Origin of the sequence: Sediminicola luteus, from assembly GCF_002514735.1 — a bacterium.
Lineage (GTDB): Bacteria > Bacteroidota > Bacteroidia > Flavobacteriales > Flavobacteriaceae > HQA918.
Genome location: NZ_KZ300476.1, coordinates 1,058,593 through 1,075,625 on the forward strand (window position 1 = coordinate 1,058,593; position 17,033 = coordinate 1,075,625).

10 protein-coding genes are annotated in these 17,033 nt (G+C 46.9%); 3 read left to right on the forward strand and 7 right to left on the reverse strand.

The annotated features are described in order from the left end of the window. Nucleotides 1-3: 3 nt before the first annotated feature. The 5 genes from B7P33_RS04410 to B7P33_RS04430 all read right to left on the reverse strand — a co-directional run bounded on the left by B7P33_RS04410 (nucleotide 4) and on the right by B7P33_RS04430 (nucleotide 4,833). On the reverse strand, nucleotides 4-912 hold the full coding sequence (locus tag B7P33_RS04410) for an energy transducer TonB (RefSeq protein ID WP_097440709.1): 909 nt from the start codon (nucleotides 910-912) through the stop codon (nucleotides 4-6). Beyond that, complete coding sequence (locus tag B7P33_RS04415) at nucleotides 912-1,298, reverse strand: ExbD/TolR family protein (RefSeq protein ID WP_097440710.1); 387 nt, start codon at nucleotides 1,296-1,298, stop codon at nucleotides 912-914. The genes B7P33_RS04410 and B7P33_RS04415 overlap by 1 nt, the downstream gene beginning before the upstream one ends. Before the next feature lie 12 nt (nucleotides 1,299-1,310). Continuing rightward, complete coding sequence (locus tag B7P33_RS04420; RefSeq protein WP_097440711.1) at nucleotides 1,311-2,003, reverse strand: MotA/TolQ/ExbB proton channel family protein; 693 nt, start codon at nucleotides 2,001-2,003, stop codon at nucleotides 1,311-1,313. Between the two features lie 189 nt (nucleotides 2,004-2,192). Further along, nucleotides 2,193-3,587, reverse strand: coding sequence for a sodium:proton antiporter NhaD (nhaD, locus tag B7P33_RS04425; protein WP_097440712.1), 1,395 nt, complete (start codon nucleotides 3,585-3,587; stop codon nucleotides 2,193-2,195). A 19-nt stretch (nucleotides 3,588-3,606) separates the two neighbouring features. Then, nucleotides 3,607-4,833 carry a Glu/Leu/Phe/Val dehydrogenase dimerization domain-containing protein gene (locus B7P33_RS04430; RefSeq protein WP_097440713.1) on the reverse strand — a complete coding sequence of 409 codons (1,227 nt, stop codon included), beginning with the start codon at nucleotides 4,831-4,833 and terminating at the stop codon, nucleotides 3,607-3,609. A 272-nt stretch (nucleotides 4,834-5,105) separates the two neighbouring features. On the opposite strand from B7P33_RS04430, the gene B7P33_RS04435 reads away from it, so the two are divergent. Continuing rightward, entirely contained in the window at nucleotides 5,106-6,245 is a 1,140-nt protein-coding gene (locus B7P33_RS04435; RefSeq protein WP_097440714.1) for an acyl-CoA dehydrogenase family protein, read from the forward strand. A gap of 132 nt (nucleotides 6,246-6,377) precedes the next feature. On the opposite strand, the gene B7P33_RS04440 is transcribed toward B7P33_RS04435, so the two are convergent. Together B7P33_RS04440 and dinB are read right to left on the reverse strand one after the other, a co-directional pair. After that, nucleotides 6,378-9,350, reverse strand: a complete 2,973-nt coding sequence (locus B7P33_RS04440; RefSeq protein WP_097440715.1) for a DNA polymerase III subunit alpha — start codon at nucleotides 9,348-9,350, stop codon at nucleotides 6,378-6,380. Between the two features lie 105 nt (nucleotides 9,351-9,455). Beyond that, nucleotides 9,456-10,670 (reverse strand): DNA polymerase IV, encoded by a 1,215-nt coding sequence (gene dinB / locus B7P33_RS04445; RefSeq protein WP_097440799.1) that lies wholly within the window; start codon nucleotides 10,668-10,670, stop codon nucleotides 9,456-9,458. A 270-nt stretch (nucleotides 10,671-10,940) separates the two neighbouring features. Between dinB and gltB the strand changes: the two genes are divergently transcribed. Both gltB and B7P33_RS04455 read left to right on the forward strand, forming a co-directional pair. Beyond that, nucleotides 10,941-15,452 (forward strand): glutamate synthase large subunit, encoded by a 4,512-nt coding sequence (gene gltB, locus B7P33_RS04450; protein ID WP_097440716.1) that lies wholly within the window; start codon nucleotides 10,941-10,943, stop codon nucleotides 15,450-15,452. 2 nt (nucleotides 15,453-15,454) lie between these two features. Further along, nucleotides 15,455-16,915 carry a glutamate synthase subunit beta gene (locus B7P33_RS04455; RefSeq protein ID WP_097440717.1) on the forward strand — a complete coding sequence of 487 codons (1,461 nt, stop codon included), beginning with the start codon at nucleotides 15,455-15,457 and terminating at the stop codon, nucleotides 16,913-16,915. Nucleotides 16,916-17,033 lie beyond the last annotated feature (118 nt).

Genomic DNA, 17,033 nt, shown 5'->3' on the forward strand with positions numbered 1-17,033 from the left:
ATTTTATTCCCCCAATTTGAAGTTGACCACCACAAATCCGATTTGGCGGCTTGGGGCATTGCTATCGAGGTTCCAGTGGTGCATCATGGCCGTTTTACGGGCAGGCTCCATTAAACATGGGGCGGTATTGTTGGTTCCCTTTACCCCAGGTGTGGCACTGGTTACCTTTCCATTACGATCGACCACGATTTTTACCACTACCCGGCCTTCTTCATTGCAGTCTTGCTGTACTTTTCCGCGGCTAACCAAAGAACGGCCGTTAAGTCCGTATCCGCTGCCTCCCGTACCTGTACCGGCCGAACCGTAATAACTGGTGGCATAAGGATTACCTTCGGGTTTTCCCTTGTCTCCGGCACGGTCATCGTTACCTTCACTTCCGGTGGCCGTACCCTCTGAGGAGTTCAAACCGCCCATAAGGGCATCCAACTGTTTCTTTTTGGCATCTTGTTCGGCCTGACGCTTACGTTCGGCATCGGCTTTGGCCTTAGCGATTCGGGCCGCTTCGGCCTCTGCCTTTTGTTTGGCCTCGGCCGCTTTACGCTCGGCTTCCTTTTGTTGCTTGATACGAATGGATTCCTCACTTTCTTGGGTCAGTACCTTTTCTTCGGGAGCGGATTCGGGTTGGGCCTCGGCCACTTCGGTCTCTTCTGTCACAACTTCCTCAACTGGCTGTTGCTCAGTAACCGGTTCGGGAATTTCTTCAGCTTCTTGAGGTTGGGAACGAATGGGTTCGGTGGGTTGTTTATTGCCCCTACCGAAATCGGTGGTACCAAAGTTTACCGAAATACCACTTTCCTCTGGCGGATCTAAATAGGCCAGCCCCACATAAAAAAGCAATAAGAGCAATGCGCTCACCAAAACGGTGGTCAGCGTAAAACTCTTTTTTTTATGATCCGTATCTAATAGTGCCATTATTTGGGCCGTACGGCCAAGATGACCTTAAAGTTATTTCGGTTGGCGATATCCATAACGTTTACCGCTTCTTTAATGGCGACGCTCTCTTCGGCCCTTAAGATAATGGTAGGTTTCTCCTGACCTTTAAGGGCTTTTTTGAGTTCTATCTCAATGTACTCGCCATTGATCCGTTCATTGTTCACATAGTATTCCAGGTTCTTGTTGATGGTCACCGACACATTTTGGGTATTGGTCGATTTCCCTTTGGCCTTGGGCAGTAAAAGATCCAGGGCATTAGGCGCATTGGAGGTCAGCATAAAAAAGACCAACAATAAAAACACGATGTCGGTCATGGACGACATACTGAATTCTGGACTAACCTTATTCCTTCCTTTTAACTTCATAGCGGAAGAGGATTAAAGAGGTTCGTTCAATAGGTCGAGGAATTCCACGGCATTCGCTTCCATTTTGTGTACCACCTTATCGGTACGGTTCACCAAATGGTTATATCCAATATAAGCGATAATACCCACAACCAGACCGGCAACGGTAGTGGTCATAGCCGTATAGATACCCGAGGCCAAAGACCCCATTTCGGCCTGGCCGCCACTACTGGCCATTTCGTGGAACGCCAAAATCATTCCGATTACGGTTCCTAAGAACCCAATCATAGGTGCCGCACCTGCCACCGTAGCCAAAACACTAACGTTCTTCTCTAATTTGTATACTTCAAGTGTACCAGCATTTTCAATAGCCTTATTGATATCCTCCAAAGGTTTGCCGATCCTAGACACCCCTTTTTCGGTCAAACGGGCCACTGGCGAATCGGTTTGGGCGCATAATAATTTAGCCGCATCCAATTTTCCGTTGGTTACATGATCGCGTATTTGATTCATAAAGTTCTTATCGATCTTAGAAGCCGCCTTGATCGCAAAAATGCGTTCGAAGTAGATATACAAGGCTACAAACAACAATACGAACAACACCGCTATAATAACGATACTACCCGTACCACCGTTTAAGATAAGGTCCATTACGGACAAGGTTTTTTCTTCGGATAGGCTATCGGTAAGGGCCGGATCCGTGATTGCTTCTTGAAAGAATGTCATAGTTTCTCTGAATTGCTGATAGTTCGTGTTGCCATAATAACGCCTATTTCATTATAAAAGTATGTCATTGGGCCCCATACTTTATGTTCATGCACAAAAAAAAGCCTTTCTGTTTCGAATTCGATCCTATAGTAAGCAACAATCGGACCATTTCCGTATACAGAAAGGCTAAAATCTATTTTGGAACCCTTAGGCCAATATACTTCTCATAACGATAAAGGCAATAGAACCAGCCAAGAAGCCAATCAATGCCAACCAACCGATTTTTTTCAAATACCAGAAGAAATCGATCTTTTCCATACCCATGGCCACCACCCCAGCAGCAGAACCGATGATAAGCATACTACCCCCGGTACCGGCAGAAAAGGCGATGAAATGCCATAACGGATTATCCAATGGCTCGGAAAACATGCCCAAACTAGCAGCTACCAAAGGTACATTGTCTATTACGGCAGAACCTACACCTAATAGCATTACCACTAAGTCAGATACTGCAGTACCCGCCAATTCCGTACCCATCATAGGCATACTTTCTTTCAAGGTATCGGCAAAGCCGAACAATAATCCTAAAGACTCTAGTGCGGCTACGGCCATTAATATCCCTAAGAAGAAAAGGATACTTGGCATTTCAATTTTAGAAAGTGAATGGTGTACCGGACTATGGTGCCCGTGGGCATCGGCATGCTCACTGTCTATATTGGTAATGGTAAACTTAGAGTTACTATAAATCTCGGCAAAAGTAGCTACAACAGCCAGCGAAAGCATCATACCCACATAAGGTGGTAAATGGGTAACCGTTTTAAAAATAGGTACGAATACAATGGCAGCCAAACCTAAGTAAAGCATGGTAGGCCCAAATTTACTTTTTGGCTTATCTTCTTCCTCTTCTCCTTCGATTTCACCTTTAAAGGCCGGCATAAATGATGCAATCAACACAGGCACCACCATACAAACCAAAGAAGGTATCAACAGATAGGTAATTAGGTTTCCAGTAGTTACTTTATTTCCAATCCATAGCATGGTAGTGGTTACGTCGCCAATCGGAGACCAAGCCCCACCGGCATTGGCCGCTACAATGATCAAACCGGCATACCATATTCGGGTATCGCGGTTTTTAACGATTTTTTGAAGTATGGAAATCAAAACGATCGTTGCTGTTAGGTTATCGATTATTGCCGAAAGGATAAAAGCCAGGAAAGCGAAAATCCACAAGATCTTGCCTTTGCTTTTGGTCTTTACATAACTTTTAATAGTCGAAAAACCATCAAAATAATCGATAATCTCCACAATGGTCATGGCACCTAATAAGAACACCAATATTTCACAGGTCTTACCCAGATGGTGTAACAAGGTCTCTTCGAGCAGGTGCATTTTCTCTTTATGTTCCAGCATGCCGAAATTTTCCATTAGCGCATGCTTGCCCGAATCGAACCAAGTGGTAAATCCGTCAATTCCAAAAGCCATAAAGGCCCATAAAATGGCCATCATGGCCAAAGCAGGAATCAACTTATCGATTTTTAGATTGTGCTCTAGTGTAATGGCTAAATAGCCGAGCACGAAAATAACGATCATTATCGTCTCCATAATTAGTTGGTTTTTTTAGTTAGAGTAATTGTTTCAGTGCTATTTCGAAGGCGGTCTTACTTATTTCTTGTTTCGCGCCATTCTTTTTAAATACGTCTCGGAGTGCCTTTTTTATGGTTTCTGAAGTATCCCCAAAGATTTTTTCGTCGTCCATAGATACCCGCCGCTCCATAAAATAGGCGAATACCCGAGCCATTCCACAATTGGAAATAAAATCGGGAATAAGGCTTACGCGTTCATCGGTATATTCCATTATTGGGCCAAAGAAAATCTCGGAATCGGCAAAAGGCACATTAGCCCCACAGCTAATGACTTCTAGACCGGTATCGATCATTTGGCTAATCTGTTCCTTGGTTATTAAACGGGATGCCGCACAGGGCGCAAAGATTTCGGTTGGCAGTTCCCAAATCCGGCGGTTCATCTCTTCGAACGGAATCATTTGATTGGACACCAAGGTATTGCCATCTTTATTGCGATACAACTCTACTACCTCATCGAAGGTAAACCCCTCTTCCTTGATCACACCTCCGACACGGTCGATTATACCCACGATCTTGGCCCCCATCTGCGCTAAATAAAAAGCCGCTGCGGCCCCTACATTGCCGAACCCTTGGATAATGGCCCGTTTCCCGGCAACATTACCCCCGTAAATATCGTAATAATGCCTTACGGCCTCTGCGACACCAAAACCGGTAATCATATCGGCTACTGTATATTTTCGGGATAAATCGGGAGAGTATTGATTACTTTCCAATACTTTGATGACGCCTAAACGCAATTGACCGATACGATTGATCTTATCGGCTTCGGTAGGTCGAAAATGCCCGTTAAAAACCCCTTCTTGTGGATGCCAAACCCCGGCATCTTCGGTAATGGGGATAACTTCGTGAATCTCGTCTACGTTTAGATCGCCCCCGGTACCGTAATAACTTTTCAATAATGGGGATACGGCGTTATACCATCGTTCCAAAACCCCTTTTTTCCTAGGGTCGGCCGGATCAAAGTTTATACCCGATTTGGCCCCGCCTATGGGCGGCCCAGATACCGTAAACTTCACTTCCATGGTTTTGGCCAACGAAAGCACTTCGTTCATATCCAAGCCCTTTCGCATACGTGTACCACCTCCGGCAGCTCCGCCGCGTAATGAATTTATTACCGTCCAGCCCTCGGCTTCCGTTTCTGGATCCATCCAATGGAAAACAATCTCCGGGGCCTTATTTTCATATAACTTTAGTAGTTCTTTCATTCAATAGTGTCCAAAAATATTAGGAAAGACAAAAGCGTTCCCTTAGCATCTCCATCTGCATTTCGCCATATGTGTTATATGAAAAACACACCCAACAAATATATGAATATTGAAATGCTTTTTACATCTTTAACAGGATTGGTTTCAAAAAAAAGCAACCAATTCCCGCTACTCAATCCTGTTATATTATTCTCTAACAAGCTGTGCTTTTGTTGAATTTTTGACATCAAAAACGTATATTTGAGACCTTCAATTATATATTATTCAACAATATGGACTTCACCTTAACCGAAGAACAACAGATGATCCAACAAGCGGCCCGTGACTTTACGCAAAACGAGCTCTTGCCTGGGGTTATTGAACGAGACGAACACCAAAGCTTTCCGGCCGAACAAGTAAAAAAGATGGGGGAACTCGGCTTTTTAGGCATGATGGTAGACCCAAAATACGGCGGTAGTGGACTAGACACCTTGTCTTACGCCTTGGTCATGGAAGAACTCTCTAAGGTTGACGCTTCTTGCTCGGTTGTTGTTTCGGTAAACAATTCACTGGTATGCTGGGGACTGGAAACCTTTGGTACGGAAGCCCAAAAAGAAAAATACCTGACCCGCCTGGCTACAGGCGAGATTATCGGAGCCTTCTGTCTTTCGGAACCAGAAGCCGGAAGCGATGCCACCTCTCAAAAAACCACAGCGCTAGACCATGGGGATCACTACGTACTCAATGGCACCAAAAACTGGATTACCAATGGCGGTACGGCCGAAGTGTACTTGGTTATTGCCCAAACCGATATCGAAAAAGGCCATAAGGGCATCAATGCCTTAATCGTGGAAAAAGGTATGGATGGTTTTGAGATCGGTCCGAAAGAGAACAAATTAGGTATCCGCGGTAGCGACACCCACTCTTTGATCTTCAACGACGTTAAAGTACCCAAGGAAAATAGGATCGGTGAAGATGGCTTCGGATTCAAATTCGCCATGAAGACCTTGGCCGGCGGCCGCATTGGTATTGCCGCCCAAGCCCTAGGTATTGCCGCTGGTGCCTATGAACTGGCCCTAAAATACAGTAAGGAACGAAAGGCCTTCGGTACCGAGATCGTAAACCACCAAGCCATTGCCTTTAAACTGGCCGATATGCATACCAAAATAGTGGCTGCACGTATGTTGGTTTATAAGGCTGCTATGGACAAGGACAAGCACGAAAACTACGACCTGTCTGGAGCCATGGCCAAACTCTATGCCTCTGAAGTGGCTATGGAAACCGCAGTAGAGGCGGTACAGATACACGGTGGTAATGGTTTTGTAAAAGACTACCACGTAGAGCGTTTAATGCGCGATGCCAAGATTACCCAGATTTACGAGGGCACTTCCGAGATACAGAAAATCGTTATCTCAAGGAGCATCTCTAGATAACATATAGCTTTACACCATTGCAAAGCCTCCGTAGTTTCGGGGGCTTTTTTTGATTTGCATCTTGCCTGTTACCGCAACAAAACCAGAAGTGTTCTACCTTTACAACATCATTCTTTCCCCTACAACACCCCTTCAATCCAACACTTTATAACGGCGGTCTTCTACATAGGCCATTTTCTCCATATGGTTTACCTCTAGGGTCAAAAAACCGAATTCTTCCATAACCTTGCCCCTTAACCTATAGATACCCCGGCCCCGAAATGGGTATTTCTTGGCCACGGGCGGAAAATGTACCGTATCTATCCACGCGCCCTGCCGGTCTAAAAAGGTGCCGAAGAACATGAGTTTACCCCCAGAGGTCTTGGTTTTTTTCAGGCTTACCAAATAACCGTACAATTCCATATTCCGATGTAAAAACCGTTGCATATGTACTGCGTTCCAATCCGTGGCCGGGGGCAGCTCCAATAAATCGAAGGGGTCGCCCAAGGCAAAACCCAACAGCTCCAACTCGTCAAAAGCCTGTTCCAGCTTATGTAGCTGTAGTTCGGGTAGGGCAAAATTGCGGCTATGCGAACGGAACAGGGGTTGCTGGTGGTGCTGGGGTATTTTATTGCGTTTTAAGTAGGCCTGCCATAACAGTTTCCGCTTATTGGGGTGCAACTCCCGAAAGGCATCGATACGTATCAACACCTCCAATTGTTCCATCCCTATGGGTACCCGCTCCAAAAAATCGTCTAGCGAACTAAAGGCACCATCTTGTTGGCGCACTTCCATAATGCGTTTGGCCTGGGCCAGCTCAAAATTTTGTAGATAACAGAACCCCAAATAAATAGCATTGCCCTCCAAACGGGTGAGGTAATCGCTTTTATTGATATGGGGCAAATGGATATGCCCACCGCACATACGGGCTTCGTGTATATAAAACTCGGCCTTGTAATAGCCGCCGCCGTTATTCAGGGTTGCCACCATATACTCTAGCGGATAATAACATTTTAGGTACAGGCTTTGGTAACTCTCTACCGCATAACTGGCCGAATGCCCCTTGGCAAAGGCATAGCCCGCAAAACTCTCAATCTGGCGCCATATCTCGGCTACCTGATCGGGATCGTGCCCTTTTTCGTTACAATTGGCAAAAAACTTCTGCTTTACCTTTAAAAATTCATCGCGGGAACGGTATTTACCACTCATACCCCTTCGCAACACATCGGCCTCGCCCAGATCCAATCCGGCAAAATGGTGGGCCACTTTGATCACATCTTCTTGGTACACCATAACCCCATAGGTATCGGGCATAATATCCCACAAAACCGGATGGGCCAATTTACGCCTTTCGGGATCTTTGTGACGTAAGATATACTCGCGCATCATGCCACTTTGCGATACCCCGGGCCTAATGATCGAACTGGCCGCCACCAAGCCCAAATAATTATCGACCTCCAATTTTTTAAGCAGCATACGCATGGCCGGCGATTCAACATAAAAACAGCCCACACAGGCCGCGCGGGCCACCATGGTGTTGATTTTGGGGTCTTGGATCAAAGGGGCCACATGGTGTATATCGGGCAATACCACATGGGGCCGGTTTTCGCGCACCAGGGCCAAGGCATCTTTGATCTTACCCAGACCGCGCTGGGCCAATATATCGTATTTGTACAGGCCTACATCTTCGGCAATAACCATATCGAATTGGGTGGTCGGGAAACCTTTGGGCGGTAGGTCGGTGGCCGAAAAATAATGTATGGGCTTTTCCGAGATTAAAATACCACCCGAATGCACACTTAAATAATTGGGCATACCTTGCATATAGCCCGCATAGCGATGGGTAAGCGTAGAAAACTTATCGAGCTGGTCGGGATCGTACTTGCCACTACTCAAACGATCAATCTCGTGTTTGGGCAACCCAAAGACCTTACCCAACTCGCGTACGGCGGCACTGTGTTTAAAGGTGTTATAGGTAGCCAATAAGGCCACCTGCCCCTGCCCCCCGAAACGCTCAAAGATATAACGGGTAACATCTTCCCGGTCGCGCCAAGAAAAATCGATATCAAAGTCGGGCGGATTGGCCCTATAGAGGTTCATAAAGCGTTCGAAATACAGGTCGAGTTCAATGGGATCTACATCGGTTATACCCAACAGATAGGCTACGATACTATTGGCACCACTACCCCGGCCCACATGGTAATAGCCTTGGCGTTTGGCATAGTCTACAATATCCCAATTGATCAAAAAGAAGGGGATAAAACCCATTTCTTCGATCAGGGCCAGTTCTTTTTCCATACGTGAACGCACCACGACACTAGGCTCACTATAGCGATAGGCCAGCCCTTTTTCGCACAATTCGCGGAGCATACGTTTATCGGCCTGGCTATTTCCGGTATAATCCATTTTGTTCTGTGGCTTTCGCCCTTGCGAAAAGTCGAAACGGATGCTACACTGGGCCAATAGCTTTTCGGTATGGGCAACCAAATCCGGGAAATCGGCAAACTTGTCGAGAAGCTCGGCTTTGGGCAGCATCAGGGCATCGGGATCCGATTGTTCTTCCGGCGGCAATTTACTCAACAGTGTATTGTTGTCTATGGCCCTAAGCAACCGATGCAGGTTAAAATCGCGTTTACCCCTAAAACTGACCGGTTGCAGAATCACAAAACGCTCTTTTTGGGCATAGAGTCGCGAAAAGCGGATCTTGCGCAGCTCTTGCCATTGCACCCCAATATATTCGTAAGGCGCCAAGCTCTGTTTGTCCAACTCCAAAGCCCGCTCGAACGGATAGATCATATACACCCCTTCCAAGGCCGGGGCCGTTTCGGGAAAAGGCTCTTTTCGGGCCTTGCAAACCGACAAAAAGCGATTGAGTTGCATAAAGCCCGTATTGTTTTGGGCCACGCCTACATACAAACGCTGATTACCATTACGAAAATCGATGCCCACCATAGGCCGTATACCGAATTGGGGGGCCAAACGTATAAAATTCAAACAGGCCGAGGTATTGTTGATATCGGTCAGCACCATTTGGCTATATCCTCGGGCAGCGGCCATCTCCAGCAACTCTTTTTCAGAAATGGTGCCGTACCGTAAAGAATAATAACTATGTACGTTTAGTAACATGGGTTAGTCGAATGTCAAAAGTCAAAAGTTGGTGTACATCCCTAAATAGCGTTGCCGTCTTTTTTCTTTCCTCTTTGAGCAAAGCGGTCTTTTTTCTATAAAAACTCACTGCGTCCTATGGGCCAATACGATGGGCGGTTCGCCGTTAAAAGGGTTAAAATTGCCCCCAATGGTCTTGGCGCCCATGGTAGCGGCCCGCATAACCATTCGGCTACCAAAGCGGTTACGCACCCGATCCATAGCCTGGTAGAGGTTGGCCGTTTTACTGGTATCTTCAAAAAGCGACATTTGGTAATGCCCCCCAGTAAGCCCACTAAAGCGCACCCCGACCAAACGAATGAGCATACGGCGGTCGTACAAACGCTGAAAAAGCTCCATGGTCTTGGGAATCAGTATATGATCGGCGGCCGTATAGGGTATGCGCAATTGCTTACTATAGGTATTGAAATCGGAATAGCGGATCTTTACCGTAACACAAGAACACACCTTATTACCCGCCCGCAGTTGGTAGGCCAATTGCTCGGCCATGGCCGACAGGCTGGTCTTTAATTTTTGCATATCGGTGGTATCGCGCCCATAGGTACGCTCGCTAGAGATGGATTTACGTTCGTGATACTCCACGATCGGACTATTATCTACCCCTTGGGCCCGTTTCCAGATTACGATACCGTTTTTACCAAATACACTCTCCATGGCCTCTATGGGCATTTGCTGTACGTTAGCCACCCGTTTTAGACCTAGGTTGCACAAGCGCTGAAAGGTTTTATCGCCCACCATGGGTATTTTCTTTATAGACAGCGGTGCCAAAAACAGTTTTTCGTACCCCTTGTCTACTTTTAACCTATTGTTGGGTTTGGCCTCATTGGTAGCCACCTTCGATACGGTCTTGTTTACCGAAAGTCCGAACGAGATGGGCAGCCCGGTCTCATGCCTAATGGTAGTACGCAATTCAGAAGCGAACTTATAGGCCCCGAAAAACTTATCCATACCCGATAAATCGGCATAAAACTCATCTACACTGGCTTTTTCGAGTACCGGTACCCGCTCCTTCAGTATCTCGGTCACCATTTTGGAGTATTGGGTATAGGTGCCCGCATTGCCCCGGATCACTACGGCTTCCGGACATAACATACGGGCCATTTTCATAGGCATGCCCGAGTGTACCCCAAAAGTACGGGTCTCGTAACTGGCCGCCGAGACCACGCCCCTATCGCCCGTACCCCCCACCAAAATAGGGCGGTTGTTCAGCCTACTATCCAGTAAGCGCTCACACGACACAAAAAAGGTGTCCAAATCCATATGGAGTATCGTCCGTTCCATGTCACAAAAGTAGATCAAATTTTGTTTTATTCCATATTTTTGGATTATTTCCATTTTTAAATCGACATACCACCCAAACCGAATCATTTGATCTATTGTCAATTTTTTAGCCTTTGCGATTACCAACTCCCCAAAAAAGAGCTACCCAAAATAGCATCATTGGGTATTTTTCAGCTCATTTTTCCAAAAGCTGTATTTTTTCTCCGACAATTCTTCCTTTCATGCATTTTTGACAAACTTTAGGCTGTTTTTGAATAAAATCATCAGTTTATGGGGAAGCATGCACAAGGGCTCTATCTGCCCGAATTTGAACATGAAAACTGTGGGGCCGGATTTATTTGTAACCTAAATGGTGAAAAGAGTAACCAGATCATTCACGATGCACTGGAAATCTTGGTAAAACTGGAACATAGGGGCGGTGTAAGCTCCGATGGAAAGACCGGCGATGGGGCCGGACTCATGATAGATATACCACACGAATACTTTACCAGGGTCTGTGGGTTCGAACTACCGGAACAACGGAAATATGCCGTAGGTATGGTATTCTTACCTAAAAGCCCAAATCAATACAGCTTTTGTAAAGCCGAGTTCGAAAAAGAACTCAAAACCCAAGGCCTAACCGTATTGGGCTGGCGTAAGGTTCCGGTAGACCCCTCACATCTGGGCGAGATCGCTTTGGCCTCGGAACCCAATATAGAACAGGTATTCGTTGCCCAAGGCGAACTGGAAGAGCATATTTTTAAAGCCAGGTTGTATGCCGCCCGAAAAATCGCCGAGCACGCCATCCGCCTCTCGAAAATATCGGAAGCCGATGCCTTTTACGTATCCAGCCTGTCCAATACCACTTTGATCTACAAGGGTATTATCATGCCCGAAGACATTGGACCCTATTTCCTGGATCTACAACAACCCGATCTGGTTACCCGTATGGCCTTGGTACACCAACGTTTCTCTACCAATACCATGCCCACTTGGGAACTGGCACAACCCTTCCGTTTTCTATGTCAAAACGGTGAGATCAATACCCTACGGGGCAATGTATCGCGTATGCGGGTACGGGAAGAGATCATGAAGTCGGATATTTTTGGAGATCAGATCGAAAGACTGTTCCCTATTATCCTGCCCGGAAAATCGGATTCGGCCTCTATGGACATGTCGGTAGAACTACTTACCCTTACCGGACGCTCGTTACCCGAGGTTATGATGATGACCATACCCGAAGCCTGGGAAAGGCATGCCACCATGTCTGAAGACCGCAAGGCCTTTTACGAGTACAACTCTTGTATTATGGAGCCTTGGGACGGCCCAGCCTCAGTACCTTTTGCCGATGGTGATTATATAGGTGCCCTACTCGACCGTAACGGCCTTCGGCCTTCGCGCTATACCGTTACCAAAAGTGGTAAACTGATCATGTCTTCGGAGGTTGGCGTAGTAGACCTAGACCCTGCCGATATTGAAAGCCATGGCCGTTTAGAGCCCGGAAAAATGTTCTTGGTAGACATGAACGAAGGCCGCATTGTGGGCGATGAAGAAATAAAGGATAAAATCGTTACCCAACGCCCCTATAAAAAATGGTTGAACGAGAACAACCTGCAACTGAAAGACGTACCGAACAACAATACGGCCTGCCCTATTGAGACCTTGGACCTGAATACCCGCCAACGTCTTTACAATTATACCATTGAAGATATACAAGAGGTAATCGTACCTATGGCCCAAAACGGTAAGGAAGCCTTGGGGTCTATGGGTATAGACACCCCTTTGGCCGTATTGTCTGACCGCCCCCAATTGATACCGAACTACTTTAAACAATTGTTCGCCCAGGTTACCAATCCGCCTTTAGATGGTATTCGCGAAGAAGTGGTTACCGATATCAGTCTGGCTTTGGGGCACGACAAAAATATTTTCGAGATTATTCCGGAACAATGCAACAAACTGCGTATACAGAATCCGGTAATCTCGAATAACGATCTGGAAAAGATCCGTAATATAGACGTAAACGGTTTTAAGGCCGAGACCATTGCCATCCTTTACGATAAAAACAAAGGGGTAAACGGACTGGAAGATGCCTTGGATCAGATTATCATCCAAATAACCAAAGCCCTCGACCAAGGGGTGAATATCATTATCCTATCGGATCGCGGGGCCAAAAAAGGTTCTGCCCCGATTCCGGCCCTATTGGCTTGTTCGTATGTGCATCACCAAATGAACCGTTTGCGTAAGCGCTCATATTTCGATATCGTAATCGAATCGGCCGAGCCGCGTGAACCCCATCATTTTGCCACCCTCTTCGGTTATGGTGCCTCTGCCATTAACCCCTATATGGTGAACGAGATCATCCGCCTTCAGGTAGAAGAAGGATTTATAGCACTCGACGCCCAAAAGGCCGTAGACAACTTTAACAAGGCCATTGGCAAGGGTATCTTAAAGGTGATGAACAAAATCGGAATCTCTACCCTACACTCGTACCGGGGATCCCAGATTTTTGAGATCGTTGGCTTTAACTCTGCCTTTGTAGAAAAGTATTTCCCGTACACCGCTTCGCGCATAGAAGGTATTGGGCTGTATGAGATTGAAAAAGAGATACACAAACGCTACGAATACGCCTATCCGGAGCGCCATATCGATAAGCGATTAGGCCTTAATATCGGGGGCGAGTACCGTTGGAGACGTAATGGGGAACGCCATTTGTTCAACCCTACCACCGTGGCCAAGCTGCAACAATCGGTACGTTTGAACGACCAAAATGCCTACGATACTTATAAGGATGCCATAAACGAACAGGCCAAAAACCTGCTTACCCTGCGCGGTTTGTTCGAGTTCGACAATTTGGATCCCATTCCGTTGGAAGAAGTGGAGCCATGGACCGAAATCGTAAAGCGTTTTAAGACCGGGGCCATGTCGTACGGATCCATTTCCCGCGAGGCCCACGAGAACTTGGCCATTGCCATGAACCGCTTGGGTGCCAAATCCAATTCTGGGGAAGGTGGCGAAGACCGTAGGCGTTTTCAGCCGGCCCCCAATGGTGACAATAAAAACTCGGCCATTAAGCAGGTAGCCTCCGGACGTTTCGGGGTAACCTCACATTATTTAAGCTCGGCCCAAGAAATACAGATAAAAATGGCCCAAGGGGCCAAACCCGGTGAAGGTGGACAATTACCCGGACATAAAGTATTGCCCTGGATCGCCGATGCCCGTAACTCTACGCCTTTTGTAGGTTTGGTATCGCCACCGCCACACCACGATATCTATTCCATCGAAGATTTGGCCCAGCTGATCTACGATTTAAAGAATGCCAATAGGGAAGCCCGTATCAATGTAAAATTGGTTTCCGAAGTAGGTGTAGGTACCATTGCCGCCGGCGTTGCCAAAGCCAAGGCCGATGTCGTACTGATCTCGGGTTATGATGGAGGAACCGGAGCCTCGCCCCTAACCTCTTTAAAACATGCCGGACTGCCTTGGGAACTCGGTTTGGCAGAAGCCCAACAGACCTTGGTCATGAACAACCTTAGGTCGCGCATCGTGGTAGAATGCGATGGGCAACTTAAGACCGGACGCGATGTGGCCGTAGCCGCCCTATTGGGTGCCGAAGAATTCGGTTTCGCCACCGCACCCTTGGTAGCATCGGGTTGTATTATGATGCGTAAATGCCACCTAAACACCTGTCCGGTAGGTATCGCCACCCAAGACAAGGAGTTGCGTAAAAACTTTAAGGGTACGCCCGAACACGTGATCAACTTTTTCTACTATGTAGCCAACGAATTGCGCCAGATTATGGCCCAACTAGGTTTTAGAACGGTTGATGAAATGGTAGGCCAAACCCAAAAATTGAATACCAACAAGGCCATTCAGCATTATAAGGCCAAAGGTTTGGATCTATCGTCCATTCTTTACCAGCCGGCCAATTATAACGAATTCACCATCCGTAATACCGAAACCCAAGACCATAACTTGGACAATGTTATGGATTTCCGAATCCTGAAAGACGGTCATGCCGCCATCTTTAGAAAGGAACCCACCCACTTGGCCTACGATATACATAACACCGACCGTTCGCTTGGGGCCATAGTCTCAAATGAAATATCGAAGATCTATGGGCATTTAGGCTTACCAGAAGACACCTTGAACCTAAGTTTTAAAGGTTCGGCCGGACAAAGTTTCGGGGTTTTCGGTGCGGCCGGTATTACCTATACCATTGAAGGGAACACCAACGATTATCTGGGCAAAGGATTATCTGGGGCCAAGATTATCGTAAAGAAACCAGCCGATGCCGATTTTGTGGCCGAAGACAATATTATCGTGGGTAATGTGTGCCTGTTCGGAGGCGTAAAAGGGGAAGCCTATATTAACGGAATTGCCGGTGAACGCTTTGCCGTACGAAACTCTGGCGTAACCGCCGTTGTAGAAGGTGTAGGCGACCATGGTTGTGAATATATGACCGGAGGTAGGATCGTGGTACTCGGAAAAACCGGACGCAACTTTGCCGCGGGAATGAGCGGGGGCTATGCCTACGTACTCAACCAAAGTGGCCAGTTCACCGATGGTCTTTGTAATGAGGAAACTGTCGATTTTGACCCCATTACCGAAGCCGATGCCGCCGAATTGAAAGCATTGATAAGCAACCACCTAAATTATACCGATAGTAAGAGAGCGGCCGAAATTTTGGCCGACTGGGACAGTTACTTGGCAAAATTCGTGAAGGTTATGCCAAAAGAATACAAGGTAGCCTTAGAGCGTATTGCCAATGAAGAACCAATGGTCGAAGAACTAACAGTAGCGTAATTATGGGAAAAGTAACCGGATTCAAAGAATATAAAAGAGTTGACGAAACCTACGAACAAGTAGACGACCGTCTTAAGAATTATAAAGAGTTTACCGTACCCTTATCCGAAAAGGAGCTAAAGCAACAAGGGTCGCGCTGTATGGACTGTGGTATACCCTTTTGCCATAGCGGATGCCCGCTGGGGAACCTTATCCCCGACTTTAACCATATGGTACACCAAGAAGAGTGGCAAAAAGCCTCTTGGATCTTGCACTCTACCAACAATTTTCCGGAATTTACCGGAAGGTTGTGCCCGGCCCCCTGCGAACAAGCCTGTGTTCTTGGACTGATCGACAATCCGATCTCCATTGAAAACATAGAGAAAAATATTGTAGAAAGGGCTTTTAAAGAAGGCTGGATCAAACCCCAACCTCCTAAAAAACGTACCGACAAGACCGTAGCCGTAGTAGGCTCCGGACCCGCCGGATTGGCCGCCGCGCAGCAGTTGAACCGGGCAGGACATACCGTTACCGTTTTCGAAAGGGACGACGCATTGGGAGGATTGTTGCGCTACGGTATTCCTAATTTTAAGATGGAAAAGGAAATCATTGACCGCCGTATCGCCATTCTGGAGGCCGAAGGTATCCAGTTCAAGGTGAACGCCAACGTGGGCAAAAACGTACCGGTCGAAGACATCAAGAACTTTGATGCCGTAGTATTGGCCGGAGGTGCCACCGAAAGACGATCGCTACCCATTCCGGGAATTGACGCCGATGGAGTGGTACAAGCCATGGATTTCCTTACCCAACAGACCAAGGTGGTGTTTGGCAAAGAAGTAAAAGACCAGGTATTGGCAACCGATAAAAACGTTATCGTTATCGGTGGGGGCGATACAGGTTCCGATTGTATCGGTACCTCTAACCGCCACGGGGCCAAATCGGTGGTGAATTTTGAGATTATGCCCAAACCCCCCGGACACCGTTCACCCAGCACGCCTTGGCCCTATTGGCCTTTACAACTAAAAACCTCTACTTCGCATAAAGAAGGGGTAGAACGCAATTGGTTGATCAACACCAAAGAATTCATCACCGATGAAAACGGGAAACTAACGGCCCTAAAAACGGTGAATGTAGAGTGGAAAATGGTACCCGGTCAACGCCCACAACTGGTAGAACTGGAAGGCACGGAAAAAACCTGGCCTTGCGACTTGGCCCTTTTGGCCCTTGGTTTTACCGGACCCGAAAATTACTTGGCCAAACAATTGGGTATAGAAACCGATGCCCGATCCAATTACAAAGCGGGTACTAACAACTACCAAACCAATGTGCCCAATATTTTTACGGCTGGCGATATGCGCCGTGGTCAGTCTTTGATCGTTTGGGCCATATCGGAAGGTAGACAGGCCGCACATCACGTAGACACTTATTTAATGGGCAGATCCGATCTACCCTTAAAAGGGAGCGGCGACCTACCAACCGTTTAAAATACAGATATATACATCTTTTTAAAGGGAGGCGATGCCTCCCTTTATGTTTTTAGGGATCACGGTAACACAAAAAACCATTACTTCTCCTACCGACGAAATGCACATTACTTCTTTA